General features: G+C 75.7%; 3 protein-coding genes. All 3 read left to right on the top strand.

The annotated features are described in order from the left end of the window. A partial coding sequence (locus PV419_RS21570; RefSeq protein WP_319691271.1) for an SDR family NAD(P)-dependent oxidoreductase occupies positions 1 to 2464 on the top strand: 2464 nt, incomplete at its 5' end. A gap of 50 nt (positions 2465 to 2514) precedes the next feature. Further along, on the top strand, positions 2515 to 9036 hold the full coding sequence (locus PV419_RS21565) for an SDR family NAD(P)-dependent oxidoreductase (RefSeq protein WP_415925358.1): 6522 nt from the start codon (positions 2515 to 2517) through the stop codon (positions 9034 to 9036). Between the two features lie 154 nt (positions 9037 to 9190). Next, the gene (locus PV419_RS21560; RefSeq protein ID WP_415925357.1) at positions 9191 to 19978 is read left to right on the top strand and encodes an SDR family NAD(P)-dependent oxidoreductase; all 10788 of its coding nucleotides are present in this window, start codon (positions 9191 to 9193) and stop codon (positions 19976 to 19978) included. Positions 19979 to 19995: the final 17 nt, after the last annotated feature.

Raw genomic sequence — 19995 nt, 5'->3', positions numbered from 1 at the left:
CGAGTACTGGTTGCGGCATGCGCGACAGGCCGTGCGGTTCGCCGACGGTCTGGCATGGCTGGGCAGGCAGGGCGTCACCGACTACGTCGAGATCGGCCCCGACACCACGCTGACCGCGCTGGCCGCCGATCACCTCGCCTCGGTCAGCACCGAGATCCCCTCCCTCGCGGTGCCGACCACCCGGCCCGACCACGACGAGATCACCACGTTCACCCAGGCTCTGGCCCGGCTGTACACCCGGGGCACGGCCGTCGACTGGCCCACGCTGGCCCCGGCCCCCCGGCTCGACCTGCCCACCTACGCCTTCCAGCGGCAGCGCTACTGGCTGGAAGCGCCCGAGCCCGCCGGCGACCGCGGCCCCGCCACGGCTGACCGGGCGTTCTGGTCCGCGGTGGAGAGCGAGGACGTGGACGCGCTGGCCCGCACGCTGGGCGTCGACGAGGAGGAGCGGCGCTCTCCACTGCGGGAGATGCTGCCCGTGCTGTCGGGCTGGCGTCGCCGCTCCCAGGAGCGTTCGGCGGCGCAGGACCTGCGCTACGCGGTGACATGGCGGCCGATCGCCGAACCGGCCGCCACGCTGACCGGCACCTGGCTGGTCGTCACCGCGGGCGGGGCGGCCGCCGAGCTGTGCCTCGAAGCCCTGGCCCGCCAAGGAGTCGACGTCGTGCGCGCCGACGTCACCGGCGACGCGCCCGACGCCATCGCCGACCGGCTGCGCGCCGCCCGGCCCGACACGCCCGTGCGGGGCGTCCTGTCGCTGCTGGCGCTCTCCGGCACCACGGACCCGTCGTGGGTCCTGGGCTCGGGCTTCGCCCTCGTGCAGGCGTTGGGCGACCTCGAGGTCGCGGCGCCCCTGTGGTGTGTGACGCGCGGCGCGGTCGCGGTCGCGGGCGACCAGGACGTCGACCCCGACCAGGCCCAGCTGTGGGGGTTCGGCCGGGTGGCCGCCCTCGAACACCCCGACCGCTGGGGCGGTCTCGTCGATCTGCCCACCGAGGCGGATCCGCGCGCCGCCGCCCGGCTGTGCGCCGTCCTGGCGGGCGCCACGGGCGAGGACCAGGTGGCCGTCCGTACGGGCGGACTGCTGGCCCGGCGGCTGACGCGGGCGCCACAGACCGCCGCCGACCCCGGACCTCGCTGGACACCGCGCGGAGCCGTGCTGGTCACCGGCGGCACCGGGGCGCTGGGCGCGCATGTCGCCCGTCGGCTGGCCGACGCCGGGGCCGAACACCTGGTCCTCACCAGCCGCCGGGGCCCGGCCGCGGCGGAGGCCGCCGCGCTGGAGGCCGAACTGACCGGGCTGGGGACCCGGGTGACGGTGGCCGCCTGCGACGTCGCCGACCGGGAGGCGCTGGCCGCCCTCCTCGGCGAACTCGCCGCGGACGGCGTCAAGATCAGCGCGGTGATGCACACCGCGGGCACCGCGGCGCCCACCGGCATCGCGGACACCGGCCCCGAGGAGGTGGCGGCCATCTGCGGCGGCAAGGTCGACGGCGCCCGCCACCTCGACGAGCTCTTCGCCGACACCGACCTGGACGCCTTCGTGCTGTTCGCCTCGACGGCCGGGGTCTGGGGCGGCGCCGGCCAGGGCGCGTACGGCGCGGCCAACGCCTATCTCGATGCCCTGGCCCAGCGGCGCCGGGCCAGGGGCCGCACCGCCACTTCGATCGCCTGGGGACCCTGGGGCGGGGGCGGCATGGCCGCGCGCGACGACGCCGAGGCACATCTGCGCCGGCGCGGTGTTCGCCCGCTCGCGCCGCAGGCGGCGCTCGATGTCCTCCAGCAGGCCATCGACCACGACGAGCCGCTGCTCACCGTGGCCGATGTCGACTGGGAGCGGTTCGCGCTGTCGTTCACCGCGGCGCGGCCGAGCACCCTGCTCGACGAGATCCCCGAGGTCAAGCGGGCCCAGGCACCCGCCGAGCCCGCGCCGGAGACCGCGGCGCGGCTGGACCAGCGGCTCGCCGGGCTCTCCGGCCCCGAGCGGCAGCAGGCGCTGGTCGAGCTGATCCGCACCCAGGCGGCCCAGGTGCTCGGACACGCCACCATCGACGGGATCGAGCCGGGCAAACCCTTCCGGGACCTCGGCTTCGACTCGCTGGCGGCGGTCGAGTTCCGCAACCGGCTGGGCGAGGCCACCGGGCTGGCCCTGCCCGCCACATCGATCTTCGACTATCCGACGCCCCGTGAGCTCGCCGGACATCTGCGGGCCGCACTGGGCGAGGACGAGGTCACCGAGGCCTCGGTACTCGCGGAGATCGACCGGCTGGAGGGCAGTCTCGCGACGGTCGCGGCGGCCGGAGCCGGCTCCCACCCGGACATCGTGGCCCGGCTGGAGGCGCTGCTGGCGCGCTGGGGCGGCGGCACGGGTGAGACGGCCACCCAGACGACCACGGCCGAACACATCCGCTCCGCGACGAGGGACGAGGTCTTCGACTTCATCGACAACGAGCTCGGAGTCTGAGCGTGAGCGGCGAGCAGGAAAAAGGGCGCAGGACACGGATGGGATCCACGATGGGTGACGACGACAAGACTCTCGACTACCTCAAGCGGGTGACCGCCGACCTGCACAAGGTCCGTGGGCGGCTGCGCGAGGTCGAGCAAGCCGAGCGGGAGCCGATCGCCATCGTGGGGATGGGATGCCGGTTCCCCGGAGGCGCCGGCTCCCCGGAGGACCTGTGGCGGCTGCTGGCGGACGGCACCGACGCCATCGGGGAGTTCCCCGCCGACCGCGGCTGGGACCTGGGCGGCCTGTTCGGCGCCGACCAGGGACAAGGCGGCACCTCGGCCACGCGGGCCGGCGGATTCCTGTACGAGGCCGCCGAGTTCGACGCGGAGTTCTTCGGGATCTCGCCGCGCGAGGCGGTGGCGATGGACCCGCAGCAGCGGCTGCTGCTGGAGACGTCCTGGGAGGCCCTGGAGCGGGCCCACATCGACCCGCGGTCGCTGCGCGGCAGCCGGACCGGTGTCTTCGTCGGCACCAACGGCCAGGACTACGCGACGCTGTTGCTCGGCGCGCCCCAGCAGGAGGTGGCGGGCCATGTGGGCATCGGGAACGCGGCCAGTGTCGCCTCCGGCCGCATCTCCTACACCCTCGGCCTGGAGGGGCCGGCCCTCACCGTGGACACCGCCTGCTCGTCGTCGCTGGTGGCGCTGCACCTGGCCGCGCACGCGCTGCGCACCGGGGAGTGCACCATGGCGCTGGTCGGCGGGGTGACGGTGATGTCGACACCCAGCATGTTCACCGAGTTCAGCAAGCAGCAGGGCCTGGCGCCCGACGGCCGCGTCAAGGCCTTCGCCGCCGGGGCGGACGGCACCGCGTGGGGCGAGGGCGTCGGCGTCCTGCTGGTGGAGCGGCTGTCGGACGCGCGCCGCAACGGCCACCAGGTGCTGGCCGTGATGCGCGGCAGCGCGGTGAACCAGGACGGCGCGTCCAACGGGCTGACCGCGCCGAACGGTCCGTCGCAGCAGCGGGTGATCCGCCAGGCCCTGGCCAACGCCCGGCTGTCCGCCGCCGAGGTGGACGTGGTCGAGGCGCACGGCACGGGTACGTCGCTGGGCGATCCGATCGAGGCGCAGGCGCTCCTGGCGACGTACGGTCAGGACCGGCCCGAGGACCGGCCGCTGCTGCTCGGCTCGGTGAAGTCGAACATCGGCCACACCGCGGCCGCCGCGGGCGTGGCGAGCGTGATCAAGACGGTGATGGCGATGCGCCACGGCACCGTGCCGCCCACCCTGCACGTGGACGAGCCCACCCCGCACGTCGACTGGAGCGCGGGCGCGGTGCGGCTGGCGACCGCCGCCACCGCATGGCCCGACAGCGGGCAGCCCCGCCGGGCCGGAATCTCCTCGTTCGGCGTCAGCGGTACGAACGCCCACATCATCCTCGAGCAGGCGCCCGCGGCCGACGAGCAGCCCCCGGAGGCCGACCGGACGGCGCCGCTCGCCGAGGCGGGAGCGGCGCTGCCGTGGGTGGTGTCCGGGCACACTCCGGCCGCGCTGCGCGGTCAGGCGGCGCGGCTGCGCGAGTTCGCCACCGCCGCGGACCCGGCCGGCGTCGGCAGGTCCCTGGCGCTGAGCCGGGCGGGCCTGCGGCACCGTGCCGTCGTCCTGGCCGGGGACCGGGACGGGCTGCTCGGCGGGCTGGACGCGGTCATCGCCGACGAGCCGTCCGCGCACGTGGTGACCGGCTCGGCCGCAGCGGACGCCTCCGGCGTGGTGTTCGTCTTCCCCGGTCAGGGCTCCCAGTGGGCCGGTATGGCCACCGAACTGCTCGACTCGGCACCGGTGTTCGCCGATTCGATGGACAAGTGCGCCCAGGCGCTCGCGCCGCACCTGGACTGGGACCCGATCCACGCGCTGCGGAACGCGGAGCCGCTGGAGCGCGACGATGTCGTCCAGCCCGTGCTGTGGGCGGTGATGGTGTCGCTGGCCGCGCTGTGGCGCTCCCTCGGCGTCGTCCCGTCCGCGGTGGTGGGCCACTCGCAGGGTGAGATCGCCGCCGCGTGCGCCGCCGGCGCGCTGTCGCTGGAGGACGGGGCGCGGCTGGTGGCGCTGCGCAGCCGGGTGTTCGCGGAGCACCTGTCCGGCAAGGGCGCCATGGTGTCCGTCGCGGCGTCGCCGGGGCGGGCCGAGGAGCTGATCGAGGGCCGAGAGGGCGTGTGGATCGCGGCGGTCAACGGTCCGGAGTCGACCGTCGTAGCGGGCGACCTCGACGCCCTCGCCGAGGTGCGCGCCGCGGCGGAGAGCGCCGGGCTGCGGCCGCGGAAGGTCGGGATCGAGTACGCGTCGCACACCCCGCACACCGAGCGGGTGCGGGACCAACTGCTGGAGCTGGCCGCGCCCGTGACCCCCCGGGCCGGTGAGGTGGCGATGTACTCGACCGTCACCGCCGCGCCGGTGCGCGGCGAGACGCTGGACGCCGAGTACTGGTACCGCAACCTGCGCGAGCCGATCCGCTTCCAGGACACCGTCCGCGCCCTGCTCACCGAGGGCAACACCGTCTTCGTGGAGGTCAGCCCGCACCCGGTGCTGCTGCCGCCGGTGCAGGACACGGCACAGGACAGCGGCCGGGACGCGGTCGTCACCGGGACCCTGCGGCGCGACGACGGCGGGACCCGGCGCATGCTGACCTCACTGGCGCACCTGTGGGCGCACGGGGTGGACGTCGACTGGCGCGCGGTGTTCGGCGACGGCACACCGGTGGACCTGCCGACGTACGCCTTCGAGCGCCGCCGGTACTGGCTGTCGGGGTCCGGCCACGGGGCGGGGGACGTGTCCGGGGCCGGGCTGTCGCTCGTGGGGCATCCGCTGCTGGCCGCGGGCGTGGAGGTGGCCGAGGACGACCGGTTCGTGTTCACCGGCCGGCTGTCGCGGGACACCCACCCGTGGCTGGCCGACCACACGGTGCTCGGCCAGGTGCTGGTGCCGGGCACCGCGCTGGTGGAACTCGCCCTGCGGGCCGGGCAGCACACCGGCTGCGAACAGGTCGCGGAGCTGGTGCTGCAGAGCCCCCTGACCCTGTCCGCGGAAGGGGCGGTCGACATCCAGGTGACCGTCGGCGGGCTCGACGAACACGCGCAGCGCCCGGTGCGCGTCTTCTCCCGCGCCGCCGCCGGGGACGACGGCGTACCGGCCGAGTGGACCGGCCACGCCACCGGCACCCTGACGGCTGATCCGGCCGCCACGCCCCCGGCCGCCGCACCAGGGGTGTGGCCGCCGGAGGGCGCCCATCCGGTGAGCACCGACGGGCTGTACGAGCGACTGCGGGACTGGGGCTATGCGTACGGCCCGGTGTTCCGCGGGCTGCGCGCCCTGTGGCGGCGCGGCGAGGAGCTGTTCGCGGAGATCGCGCTGGGTGAGCAGGGCGCGGACGAGGCCGGACGGTTCGGGGTGCACCCGGCCCTCGCGGACGCGGCCCTGCACTGCCAGGTGGCCTCCGCCCTCGACCACGGCACCGAGGTGGAGCCCCGGCTGCCGTTCTCCTTCAGCGGTGTCCGCCTCCACGCCACCGGCGCCACCACCGCACGCGTCCGACTGGCGCCGAACGGCGCCGACTCCGTCTCGGTGACCATGACCGACACCGCCGGGCTGCCCGTGCTGACCATCGACGCCCTGGCCATGCGGCCCGTGTCGGCCGCCGGCCTCGAGCCCGGGCCCCGCCTGGACGCGCTCTTCCAGCTCGACTGGACCGCCCTGCCCGCGGCTCCGGCCGAGGAGCCGCGCCTGGCCCTGCTCGGCGAGGGGCCGCTCGGCGAAGGGCCGGCGATCGACGGCGCGCGGTCCTTCGCGGACCTGGCCGCGCTGCGGGACGCCGTACGGTCCGGCGACCCGGCGCCGGACGTGGTGATCCTGCCCCTTCCGGACGCCGGCCGGCAGGAGATTCCCGCGGCGACCCGGACCGCGGCGGGCACGGTGCTGGCCGCCGTCCAGGACTGGCTCGCCACCGAGGAGATGATGTCGGCCTGTCTGGTGGTGGTGACCCGCGGCGCGGTGTCCGCAGCGCCGGGCGACACGGTCGACGTCGCCCAGGCCGCGGTACGGGGTCTGGTGCGCTCGGCGTGTTCGGAGAACCCCGGCCGGATCGCTCAGCTGGACCTGGACGGCGACGTCCGGTCGGCGGCGGCGCTGGCCGAGGTGGTGGCCGCGCAGCTGGCGGCGGGCGAGCTCGAGGCCGCGGTGCGGTTGGGAGAAGCGCTGGTACCGCGGCTGGGCCGGGTGGCGCGGGAGACGGCGCTGACCGTACCCGAGGGCGGGGCGTGGAGCCTGGACGTGGACGGCAGCGGGTCCCTGGAGGGCCTTGGCCTGGTGTCCTGCCCGCAGGCCGAGGCGCCGCTCGCCGAGGGGCAGGTACGCCTGGAGGTGCGCGCCACCGGAGTGAACTTCCGGGATGTGTTGCTCGCCCTGGGCGTGGTCAAGATGGCCGAGTCCTTCATGGACGTGGCCTTCGGCTGCGAGGGCGCCGGCGTGGTGGTCGAGGTCGGCCCCGGCGTCACCCGCTTCGCGGTCGGCGACCGGGTGATGGGGCTGCTGTCGGGTTCGTACGCCGGGCCGCTGTCGGTCACCGACAGCCGGACCCTGGCGCCCATGCCGCGCGGCTGGTCGTTCGCGCAGGCGGCGGTGGTGCCCACGGTGTTCATGACCGCCTACTACGGGCTCCAGGACCTGGCCGGGATCCGCGAGGGGGAGTCGCTGCTGGTGCACGCGGCGGCGGGCGGCGTGGGCATGGCGGCCGTGCAGCTGGCCCGCCACTGGGGCATCGAGGTGTACGCGACGGCCAGCGAGCCGAAGTGGCCGGTGGTGCGGGGGACCGGCGTGCCGCCCGAGCGGGTGGCCAACTCGCGCACCCTGGAGTTCGGCGAGCGGTTCCGCGCCGAGACCGAGGGCCGTGGCGTCGATGTCGTACTGAACTGCCTGGCCAGGGAGTTCACGGACGTCTCGCTCGATCTGCTGGCGCCGGGCGGCCGGTTCATCGAAATGGGCAAGACCGACATCCGGGAGGCCGATGCCGTCACCGCGGCCTGGCCGGGCGTCGTGCTCTACCGCTCCTTCGACCTCGGCGACGCCGGCCCGGACCGGATCAACGAGATGCTGGCGCACCTGGTGGAGCTGTTCGACCAGGGGGCGCTGACCCCGCTGCCGGTGACCGCCTGGGAGACCCGGCAGGCCCCGGAGGCGTTCCGGTACTTCAGCCAGGCCCGCCACATCGGCAAGGTCGCGCTCACCACGCCGCCCGGCCCGCTGGACGGCACCGTGCTGGTCACCGGCGGCACGGGCGTCATCGGCGCCGCGGTGGCCCGCCACCTCGCCACCGCCCACGGCGTACGGGACCTGGTGCTGACCAGCCGCCGGGGGGCGGACGCGCCCGGCGCGGCCGACCTGGTGGCCGAGCTCGCCGGACTCGGCGCCACCGCACGGGTGGTGGCCTGCGACGTGGCCGACCGTGAGCCGCTGGCCCGGCTGCTGGCCGAGCTGCCCGCGCTGCGCGGGGTGGTGCACGCCGCGGGCGTCATCGACGACGGGGTGGTGTCGGCCCTGACACCGGAGCGCCTCGACGCGGTGCTGCGGCCGAAGGTGGACGCGGCGTGGCATCTGCACGAGCTGACCCGCGACCGTGACCTGTCGCTGTTCGTGCTGTTCTCCTCGGCCGCGGGGGTGTTCGGCGCGCCGGGGCAGGGCAACTACGCGGCGGCGAACGCGTTCCTGGACGCGCTGGCGCAGCAGCGCCGCCGGGCGGGGCTGCCGGGGCAGTCGCTGGCCTGGGGCCTGTGGGCCGACCGCAGTGAGCTGACCGGGGACCTGGACCAGGCGGACCTGGACCGCATGGGCCGCACCGGTGTGCAGCCGCTGTCCACCGAGAACGGGCTCGCCCTGTTCGACACCGTCGTCGCGCGCAACCAGGCCCACACCGTGCCGGTGCGCCTGGACGTCTCCCGGTTCACCGGGGCCATCCCGCCGCTGCTGCGGGGGCTGGTGCGCGGCGCCGCCAAGCGGGCCGTCGCCGACGCCTCGGTGGCGTCCGCGGCCGGCGGCGGGCTGGCCGAGCGCCTGGCGGGCCTGGCGCCCCAGGAGAGCGAGCAGCTGCTCACCGACGTGGTGCGCACCCAGGCCGCGGTGGTGCTTGGCCACGACGACCCCGCCGCCGTGGGCGCGGAGCGGCCGTTCAAGACGATGGGCTTCGACTCGCTGACCACCGTGGAGCTGCGCAACCGCCTCAACTCCGCGACCGGTCTGCGGCTGCCGGTCACGGTCGTCTTCGACTACCCCACGCCCGCCGCGCTGGCCGCCCATCTCCGACACCACCTGGTGCCCGAGATCGACCCCGTGGAACTGGCCGCGGCCGGGATCGACCGGCTGGAGGCCGTCCTCGCCGAGGTCACCGGCGACGACCCCGGCCGGGCGGAACTCACCACGCGGCTGCGTGCCCTGCTGGCCAAGTGGACGGACGCCGAGGCCCGGGACGACGGCCCCGACCTGGACTCGGCCACGGACGCGGAGTTGTTCGACCTCATGGACAACAGGCCGTGGACCAGCTGACCCGACAGGCGGGCCGCCCCGCTCCCACACGACGTGCCCCGTTGATCGCCACAGATCGTTGAAGAAGGCCTCGATGTCGAACGAGCAGAAGCTCCGCGAATACCTCAAGCAGGCGATCGCAGACGCCCGCGACGCCCACACCCGGCTGCGCGCGGTGGAGGACGCCGCCCGCGAGCCCATCGCCATCGTCGGGATGAGCTGCCGGTTTCCCGGAGGGGTGAGCTCGCCCGAGGAGCTGTGGGAGCTGGTCGCCGACGGGCGCGTGGGCATCGCGGACTTCCCGGCGGACCGCGGCTGGGACCTGGGCGCCCTGTACGACCCCGACGGCCTGCGCCCGCGCAGCTCCTACATCCGTAAGGGCGGGTTCATCGACGGCGCCGCCGACTTCGACGCCGAGTTCTTCGAGATCTCGCCCCGCGAGGCGCTGGCGATGGACCCGCAGCAGCGGGTGCTGCTCGAAGCGTCCTGGGAGGCGTTCGAGCGGGCCGGCATCGACCCCGGCGAGCTGAGCGGCGAGAAGGCGGGTGTCTTCATCGGCGGCGTGCTGTCCGGCTACGGGGCCGGCGGCCCGGGCGGCCCGCAGGACAGCGAGGGCTATCTGCTGACCGGCAGCGCCTCCAGCATCCTGTCCGGGCGGATCTCCTACACCTACGGCTTCGAAGGGCCCGCGGTCACCGTCGACACCGCGTGTTCCTCGTCGCTGTCCGCCCTCCATCTGGCGATGCGCTCGCTGCGCACCGGCGAGAGCTCGCTCGCCCTGGCCGGCGGGGTGATGGTGATGGCCACCCCGGACGCGTTCACCGAGTTCAGCAAGCAGCGCGGGCTCGCCAAGGACGGGTACTGCAAGGCGTTCGCGGCGTCCGCGGACGGCACCGCCTGGGGCGAGGGGGCCGGGCTGCTGGTGCTCCAGCGGCTGTCCGACGCCCGGCGGGAGGGCCGCCGGATCCTGGCCGTCGTCCGGGGCTCGGCGCTGAACCAGGACGGCGCGTCCAACGGGCTGACCGCTCCCAGCGGTCCGGCCCAGCAGCGGGTGATCCGTCAGGCGCTGACCGGCGCCGGAGTGTCAGCGTCCGAGATCGACGTCGTGGAGGCGCACGGCACCGGCACCACCCTGGGCGACCCCATCGAGGCCCAGGCCCTCATCGCGACGTACGGTCAGGACCGGCCCGAGGACCGGCCCCTGCTGCTCGGCTCGGTGAAGTCGAACGTCGGCCACACCCAGGCCGCGGCGGGCGTCGCCGGGGTCATCAAGATGGTGATGGCCCTGCGCCACGGTGTCGTACCGCCGACCCTGCACGTGGACGAGCCCACCCCGCACGTCGAGTGGAGCGCCGGAGCCGTCGAACTGGCCACCGAGCGCGTCCCCTGGCCGAAGACCGGCAGGCCCCGGCGGGCGGCGGTGTCCTCGTTCGGCATCAGCGGCACCAACGCCCACGTCATCCTGGAGCAGGCACCCGACGAGGCCGAGGACGCCGAGGCCCCCGAACCGCCCGCCGAGCCGCTGATCAGCGGTGGCCCCCTGCCCTGGACGCTGTCCGCCAAGAGCGGGCCCGCGCTGCGCGGCCAGGCCACCGCGCTCCGCGCCTTCCTGACCGGTGGCGAGGCGGACGCCCTGTCGGATCCCGCCGTCGCCGCCGCGCTGGCCTCCACCCGGGCCGCCCTCGGCCACCGCGCCGTCGTCCTCGCCGCCGACCGCGCCGCGTGCCTGACCGAACTCGACGCGCTGGCCGACGGAGCCGACGACACGGCGGATACGGCGGACACCGTGCGCGGCGTCGCCAGGCCCGGGGCGAAGACGGCGCTCGTCTTCCCCGGCCAGGGGTCGCAGTGGGCCGGCATGGCCACCGGGCTGCTGGAGTCGTCCCCGGTGTTCGCCGAGTCCTTCCGGGAGTGCGCCGAGGCGCTGGCTCCCCACGTGGACTGGGACCTGCACGAGGTGGTGCGGGACGAGACGGCGCTCACCCGCGTCGATGTGGTGCAGCCCGCGCTGTGGGCGGTGATGGTGTCGCTGGCCGCGCTGTGGCGCTCCCTCGGCGTGGTCCCCGCCGCGGTGGTGGGCCACTCCCAGGGAGAGATCGCCGCCGCGTGCGCCGCCGGTGTGCTGTCCCTGGCGGACGGGGCCCGGCTGAGCGCCCTGCGCAGCAGGGTCATCGCCGAGGACCTCGCCGGCCAGGGCGGCATGGTCTCGGTCGCCGCGTCCGTGGAGCGGACCACCCAACTCATGGGGGACCGCGACGGCGTGTGGGTGGCCGCGGTCAACGGCTCGGCCGCCACCGTGATCGCCGGTGCGCCGGACGCGCTCGCCGAGGTGGTCGCCGCCGCCGAACGCGAGGGGGTGCGGGCCCGCACCATCCCCGTGGACTACGCCTCCCACACCCCGCACGTCGAGCCGCTGCGCGAGCGGCTGCTGGAACTGGCCGCGCCGATCACCCCGCGCGCCGGGACCGTCCCGATGCACTCCTCGGTGACGGCCGGACCGGCGGACCCCACGGCCTGCGACGCGCGGTACTGGTACCGCAACCTGCGCCAGCCGGTGCGGTTCGCCGAGACGGTGGACTCCCTGCTGGAAGCCGGGGTGGACACCTTCGTCGAGGTCAGCCCGCACCCGGTGCTGACCGCCGCGATCGAGGACGTGGCCGCGGCCGCGGGTCGGCGCGATGTGGTGGTCGCCGGGTCGCTCCGCCGCGACCAGGACGAACGCGCCGCGCTGACCAGGTCGGTGGCCACGCTGTGGACCCGGGGTGTCGATGTCGACTGGTCGGCGCTCCTCCCGCCCGCCACGGCACCGGTCGACCTGCCCACGTACGCGTTCCAGCGGCAGCGGTTCTGGCTGCCGGCCCCGGCGCTCACCGGCGACGCCTCGGACCTGGGGCTCGACCCGGCCGACCACCCGCTGCTGACCGCCGCGACCCGCCCCGCCGGCGCCGACTCGGCCGTGCTCTCCGGCCGCCTGACCCTGGCCGCCCAGCCGTGGCTGGCCGATCACGCGGTGCTGGGCTCGGTGCTGCTGCCCGGCACCGCGTTCGTGGAGCTGGCCCTGGCGGCGGGCCGGGAGTTCGGCTGCGGGCACCTCGCGGAGCTGACCCTGCAGACCCCGCTGACCCTGGGCGGGACCGCGGGCGTCACCCTCCAGGTGCAGATCGCCGAGGCCGACGCGTCCGGCGCGCGGACCGTGACCGTCCATTCCCGCCCCGACGACGCCACCGGCAGGGACGGAACCGACGGCCCGGCGGAGTGGACCCGGCACGCCGCCGCGACCCTCACCCCCGACACGGCACCGGCCCCCGCCGAGCCCGGTCCCCTGGGCGGGACCTGGCCGCCGCCGGGAGCCTCGGCCATCGAGGTGGGGGACTTCTACGACACGCTCTTCGAGCGCGGCTACGAGTACGGCCCGGCCTTCCAGGGACTGCGGGCGGTGTGGCGGCGCGGCGACGACGTGTTCGCCGAGGTGGCGCTGGCGGACGACACCACGGCGGAGGGCTTTGTCGTCCATCCCGCCCTGCTGGACGCCGCGTTGCACGCCACCGGACTCGGCGGGCTCTTCGGGGACGAGGGCGCGGTGCGCCTGCCGTTCGCCTGGTCCGGGGTACGGGCCTGGGCGACCGAGGCCCGTACGGCACGGGTGTGGCTGACGGCCGCGGGCGAGGACGCCGTACGCGTCCGGGCCGCCGACGCGAGCGGCGCCCCCGTCGCGGCCGTGGACCAGTTGGTGCTGCGCCCCCTGGCGACCGCGCCGGGGAGCTCGGCCGCGGCCCGGTCGCTGTATGTGCCCCGCTGGGACCGGTGGCAGCCGCAGGGGCCCGTGGCGGCGGCGCGGGTGGCGGTGTGGGCCGACGGCGCCCCGGTCGAGGACGCCCTGGCCGAGGGCCCGGACGTGGTGCTGCTCGACTGCGCGGCCGTGGCGGTGCCCGACGACGACGTCCCCGGCGCGGTACGGATCCTGAACCGTGCGGTGCTGGCCCGGATCCAGGAGTGGCTGGCGCACGAGGGCGCCACGGCCGCGCGGCTGGCCGTGCTGACCCGCGACGCGGTGCCGGCCGAGGCGGGCGACCGCGTGGACCCGGTGCACGCGTCGGTGCACGGGCTGGTGCGGTCCGCGCAGTCCGAACACCCGGACCGCTTCTGGCTGATCGACGGCGACGGCGCCCAGGTCCCGGCCGAGGTGGTGGCCGCGCTGGTGGCGGCGGCCGAGCCCGAGGCCGCTGTCCGCGGCGACCGGCTCTTCGTCCCCCTGCTCACCCGGCCCGGCGCGCCCGCCACCGAGGCCGCGGCCCCGTGGTCCGGCGAGGGCGCAGTACTGATCACCGGCGGCACCGGAGTCGTCGGCTCGGCCGTGGCCCGGCACCTGGTGGCGGCACACGGCGTCACCGAACTGGTCCTCGTCGGCCGCCGCGGGGCGGACGCGCCCGGCGCGGCGCGGCTCGCCGCGGAGCTGACCGAGGGGGGCGCCCAGGTGCGGCTGGCGGCCTGCGACGTGGCCGACCGTGACGCGCTGGCGGTCCTTCTCGACTCCATTCCGAAGCTGCGGGGCATCGTCCACGCGGCCGGCGCCCTGGACGACGGCGTGGTCACCGACCTGACGCCCCAGCGCCTCGACACCGTGCTGCGGCCGAAGACCGACGCCGCCTGGCACCTCCATGAACTCGCCCGCGACGTGGCCACGTTCGTGCTGTTCTCCTCGGCCGCCGGGACGTTCGGCACCCCGGGACAGGCCAACTACGCCGCTGCCAACACCTTCCTGGACGCGCTCGTCGTCCGCCGCCGCGCCGAGGGTCTGCCCGCCCACTCCCTGGCCTGGGGCCTGTGGGAGGAGACCAGCGAGCTGACCGCCGGTCTCGACGAGGTGGACCGGCGCCGGCTGAGCCGGGCCGGGCTGCGCCCCCTCACCACGCAGGAAGGGCTCGCCCTCCTGGACCACGCCCTCGCATTCGACCACCCCCACACGCTGCCCGTCCGGCTCGACCTGCCGCGTGCGTCGACCGACGGCCGTGAGCCGCCGCGGCTGCTGCGCGCCCTGGTGCGCACCCCCGCCCGCCGCGCGGCCGGCGCCGCACCGGCGGGCGGCTGGCGGGAGCGGTACGACGCGGCACCGGAAGACGAGCGCGAGGACCTGCTGGTGGCCCTGGTCCGGGCGCAGGCCGCCACCGTACTCGGCCACACCGGTGCCGACGCGATCGCCACGGACCGCGGCTTCAAGGACCTCGGCTTCGACTCGCTCACCGCCGTGGAGCTGCGCAACCGCCTGGACGAGCTCACCGACATACGGCTGCCCGCCACCTTGGTGTTCGACTACCCCAACGCGGGCGCGCTGGGCGGCTACCTCCACTCGCTGCTGACCGGCCGGGCGCCCGGGCACGACGAGGTGGCGCGCCTGGTCGCGCCGGACGAGCCCATCGCGATCGTCGGGATGAGCTGCCGGTTCCCCGGCGGGGTCGACTCCCCGGAGGACCTGTGGGACCTGCTCGTCCAAGGTGGCGAGGGGCTGGGCCAATTCCCCACCGACCGCGGCTGGGACCTGGAGGCGCTGTACGACCCGACCGGCGAACGCCCCGGCAGCTCCATGGTGGACCGGGGCGGCTTCCTCGACGACATCGCCGACTTCGACGCCGCGTTCTTCGGCGTGGCGCCGCGTGAGGCGGTGGCGATGGACCCCCAGCACCGGTTGCTGCTGGAGCTGTCGTGGGAGGCGATCGAACGGGCCGGTATCGACCCGACGCGCCTGCGGGGCAGCCGTACGGGCGTGTTCTCGGGCCTGATGTACCACGACTACGCGGCCCGGCTGCGGTCCGTACCCGAGGACGTCGCCGGATTCCTCACCGGTGGCAACGCGGGCAGCGTGGCCACCGGCCGGGTGGCCTACACGCTCGGCTTCGAGGGCCCGGCCGTGACGGTGGACACCGCGTGCTCCTCGTCGTTGGTGGCGCTCGACATGGCGGTCGCCGCGCTGCAGCGCGGCGAGTGCGACCTCGCCCTCGCGGGCGGTGTGACCGTCTTGGCCACGCCGGTGGTCTTCGCCGAGTTCACCCGCCAGCGCGGCCTGGCCCGGGACGGCCGCTCCAAGGCGTTCTCCACCGACGCGGACGGGATGGGGGTCGCCGAGGGCGCCGGCCTGGTGCTGGTGGAGCGGCTGTCGGACGCGAGGCGCAACGGACACCGGATCCTCGCCGTTGTACGGGGCTCCGCGGTCAACCAGGACGGCGCGTCCAACGGCCTGACCGCGCCCAACGGCCCCTCGCAGCAGCGGGTGATCCGCCAGGCGCTGGCCAAGTCGGACGTCACCGCGGCCGAGGTGGACGTGGTGGAGGCCCACGGGACCGGCACCTCCCTGGGCGACCCGATCGAGGCCCAGGCGCTGCTCGCCACCTACGGCCAGGACCGGCCGCAGGGCCGTCCGGTGCTGCTGGGCTCGGTGAAGTCGAACATCGGGCACACCCAGGCGGCCGCGGGCATCGCCGGGGTCATGAAGATGGTGCTGGCGATGCGCCACGGCACCGTGCCCGCCACCTTGCACGTGGCCGAGCCGAGCCGGCACGTGGACTGGACGGCGGGCGACGTCGAGCTGGCGACCGCCGCCGTTCCCTGGCCCCAGACGGGCGGCCCGCGCCGCGCGGCGGTGTCCTCGTTCGGGATCAGCGGCACCAACGCCCATGTCGTCCTCGAACAGGCACCCGAGCCCGAGCCGACCGCCGAGCCGGCGCCCCCCGCCGTCGACGCGCCGGCCGGCGCGGTGCTGCCGTGGACGCTCTCGGCCAAGTCGGCCGCCGCGCTCCGCGGCCAGGCCGCGCGGCTGCGCGACGCCGCCGAGGGCGTCGACCTCGCGGCGGCCGCGGCCGCCCTGGCCGCCACCCGGGCGGCGTTCGACCATCGCGCGGTGGTCCTCGCCGCCGACCACGCCGGGTTCGCCGGTGGCCTCGACGCCTTGGCCGACGGAGAGCCGCTCGACGGCCAGGTGGTGACCGGCACGGTGCGCCCCGGCGCCACCGTGGCGTTCGTCTTCCCAGGACAGGGCGCCCAGTGGACGGGCATGGCGCTCGGGCTGCTCGACTCCTCGCCCGTCTTCGCCCAGTGGCTGGAGCGCTGTGACGAGGCCCTGTCCGCCCACACCGACTGGAACCTGCTCGACGTGCTGCGCGGCGCGGACGGCGCCCCGTCGCTGGAGCGGGTCGACGTGGTGCAACCGGCGCTGTGGGCCGTGATGGTGTCGCTGGCACAGCTGTGGCGCGCCGTCGGCGTGACCCCCGCGGTGGTCGTGGGCCACTCGCAGGGCGAGATCGCCGCGGCCTGTGTGGCGGGGGTGCTGTCCCTCTCCGAGGCGGCCCGGATCGTGGTGACCCGCAGCGCCGTCATCGCCGGCCAACTGGCGGGCCGCGGCGGCATGGCGTCGCTCGCGGTGCCCGCCGACCGGGCGCGGGAGCTCATCGAGCAATACGCCAACAACGCCAGCAAAGCCGACAACGCAGACGACGCAGACGGCGTCGGCGCGGTCTCGGTGGCCGCCGTCAACGGCCCCGCCGCGGTCGTCATCGCGGGCGACGAGGAGCCGCTGCGTCAGGTGCTCGACGGTTGCGCGGCGGACGGCGTGCGCGCCCGCCGGATCCCGGTGGACTACCCCTCCCACGCCCCGCAGGTCGAACTGGTCCGGGACCCGCTGCTGGCGGAGTTGCGCGACATCACCGCCGGCCCGGCCGACATCCGGTGGCACTCCACCGTGACCGGGGAGCCGATGGACGGCCCGGAGGCCGACGCCGAGTACTGGTTCCGGAACCTGCGCGAGCCCGTGCGGTTCGCCGACGTGGTGGCCGCGCTGGTGGACCAGGGCGTGGACACCTTCGTCGAGGTGAGCCCGCACACCGTGGTCACCGCCGCCATCGACGACATCGCCCTTGCCGCCGACGGGCGCGAGGTGGTCGTGGTCGGCACGCTGCGCCGTGAGGAGGACGAGCGCACCGAACTGCTGCGCTCGGCGGCCACGCTGTGGACGCGCGGCGTCCCGGTCGACTGGCCCGCGCTGCTCCCGGGCACCGCCGCCCCCGTGGACCTGCCGACGTACGCCTTCCAGCGCGAGCGGTTCTGGCTGGAGGCGCCGCAGGAGTTTGGCGACGCGAGCGGCGTCGGGCTGCGGCCGACCGGCCACCCCGTACTGACGGCCGCGGTCACCCCGGCCGGCACCGACACCGTCCTGTTCACCGGGCGGCTCTCGGTCGCCGGTCAGCCCTGGCTGGCCGACCACACGGTGCAGGACACCGTGGTCCTGCCGGGCGGCGCGCTGCTCGACTGGGCACTCCACGCGGCACACCACCTCGGGGCGAGCGGAGTCGCGCGGTTCGAACAGGACACGCCGCTGGTCCTCGACGCGACGGGCGCCGTACGGGTGCAGCTGATGGCCGGCGCGCCGGACGAGACGGGCCGCCGTGAGCTGACCGTCCACTCGCAGCCGGAAGACCAGCCGGAAGAGCGGGCGCACGACCAATGGACCCGCCACGCCGTCGGTGTACTGGAGCCCGCGGACCACACGACAGACACGACATACACGACAGACACGGGGAACACCGGGGACACCGGATTCGCGGAACTGGCCGGCGTATGGCCGCCGTCGAAGGCGACGCCGATGGACGTGACCGGCCGCTACGACGAGCTGTTCCAGCGCGGCCACGCCTACGGCCCGGCGTACCAGGCGCTGCGTGCCGCCTGGCGGCGCGGCGACGAGGTGTTCGCCGAGGTGGTCGTCCCCGAGGAGGCGGCGGGCGGCGCCGGCTCGCGGGCCGCGCTCCTCGACGCCGTCTGCCACGCCTGGCTGCCGGGCGACGCGGACCGGGCCGACCCCGCCGAACCGGTGCTGCCCGCCGCCTGGTCCGGGGTGCGGCTGTGGGCGGACGGCGCCCGGTCCGTACGGGTGGCGCTGTCGCCCGCGGGCGAGGACGCCGTACACATCCGGGCCGTCGACGACCTCGGCACCCCCGTCCTGAGTCTGGACCAGGTGGCGCTGCGACCGGTTGCGGCCGAGCGGCTGCGGCCGGCCGGGGCGACCGCCGCGCGCTCGCTGTACGCGGTGAACTGGCAGCCGTGGGATCCGGCGCGGCCCACCGGGCCCACCGCGCCCGCGGAGCGCGCGGCGCCGGCGGGCCCGACGCGTGCGCGGCTGTGGCCGAGCGAGGCATCGATCGAGGAGATCGCGGCGGCCGTCGCCGAGGGCGTCGACCTGGTGCTCTGGGACTGCGCGGACAGCCGAGCGCACACCTCGGCGGCCGATGGCGATGTGCCAGGCCGGGTCCGCGAACTGCTCACCGACGTGCTGGAGCGGGTGCGCGAGTGGCTGGCCGACGAGAAGCTCGCCGACACCCGGCTGGTCGTGGTGACCCGCGGCGGGGTCGAGGTCTTCGACGCGGACACGGTGGATCTGTCGCAGGCGGCGGTGCACGGGCTGCTGCGCTCGGCGCAGACCGAACACCCCGACCGGCTCTGGCTGGTCGACAGCGACACCGGCGCCGAGGACATCCCCCTCGACGTGCTGGCCGCCGCGATGGCCGGGCAGGAGCCGGAGCTCGCGATCCGGCGGGGCGCGGTGTTCGTCCCCCGGCTGGCCCTGGCGGACACGGACACCGGGGCCGGGAACACCACCACCGGCGCCCTGCCGCCCCGGGAAGGCGCGGTGCTGGTCACCGGCGGCACCGGGCTCATCGGTGCGGCGGTGGCCCGCCACCTCGTCTCCGTCCACGGCGTCACCGACCTGGTGCTGGCCGGCCGACGCGGGATGGACGCCCCCGGAGCGGCCGAACTCGCCGACGAGCTGACCGAGTTGGGCGCGCGGGTACGGATCGCGGCCTGCGATGTCGCGGACCGCGCCGCCGCCGCGGAACTGGTCGCGGACATCCCCGCCCTGCGCGGCGTGGTGCACGCGGCCGGTGTCCTGGACGACGGCGTGGTGACGGCGCTGACGCCGGAGCGGCTGGCGACGGTGTTGCGGCCGAAGGTCGACGCGGCCTGGCATCTGCACGAGCTGACCGGCGACGACCTCGACATGTTCGTGGTGTTCTCCTCGGCCGCCGGTGTGCTGGGCGCCCCGGGGCAGGCGAACTACGCCGCGGCCAACGTCTTCCTGGACGCCCTGGCGCTCCGGCGCCGGGCCGCGGGTCTGCCCGCGGCCTCGATGTCCTGGGGGCTGTGGGGCGAGGCGAGCGGGCTGACCGCCGCGCTCGGCGAAGCCGACCTGAGGCGCATGAGCGGCGGTGGCCTGCTCCCCATGAGCACCGAGGAAGGGCTCGCGCTCTTCGACCACGCTCTCGCCTCCGGCCGCGCCCACACCGCGCCGATCCGGTTCGACCCCGCGGGTCTGCGCGGCGACGCGGCCACCGTCCCCGCGCTGATGCGCACTCTGGTGCGCATCCCGCTGCGCCGCGCCACCACGCTGGACGCCCAGGCGCTGCGCCGGCGGCTGGCCGAGGTCGACCCCGGCGAGCGGCTGGAGACCCTGCTGAACCTGGTCCGCGAGCATGTCGCCGCCGTGCTGCGGTACGCCGAACCGACCGAGATCGCGGCCACCCAGTCCTTCACCACCCTGGGCTTCGACTCGCTCACCGCCGTGGAACTGCGCAACCGGCTCGCCCGGGTGGCCGGCACCCGGCTGCCCACCACGCTCGTCTTCGACTACCCCACCCCCGAGCTGCTCAGCGGCCATCTGCTCGGGCTGCTGCTGCCCGAGGCGGAAACCGGCGAGTGGGGCACCGAGCCCTTCGACCGCCTGGAGGCGATGCTCGCCGAGGAGCAGGACGACGCCGAGGTCAGGAAGGTGACGGCCCGGCTGGAGACGCTGCTCGTCCGCTGGCGGGAGCGGTCGGGCGCCCGTGACACCGCCGGGGAGCCCGACACCGGCGTGGACCAGCTCGGAGCGGCGAGCGAGGACGACCTTCTGCGCTACATCGACGACGAACTCGGGCTGAGCTGATGCGCGCGATCGAGCGG

Origin of the sequence: Streptomyces sp. ME19-01-6 (genome assembly GCF_033793745.1) — a bacterium.
Lineage (GTDB): Bacteria > Actinomycetota > Actinomycetes > Streptomycetales > Streptomycetaceae > Streptomyces.
Note: the sequence above shows the minus strand (reverse complement) of the source record. Positions and strands in the feature narration are given on the sequence as shown.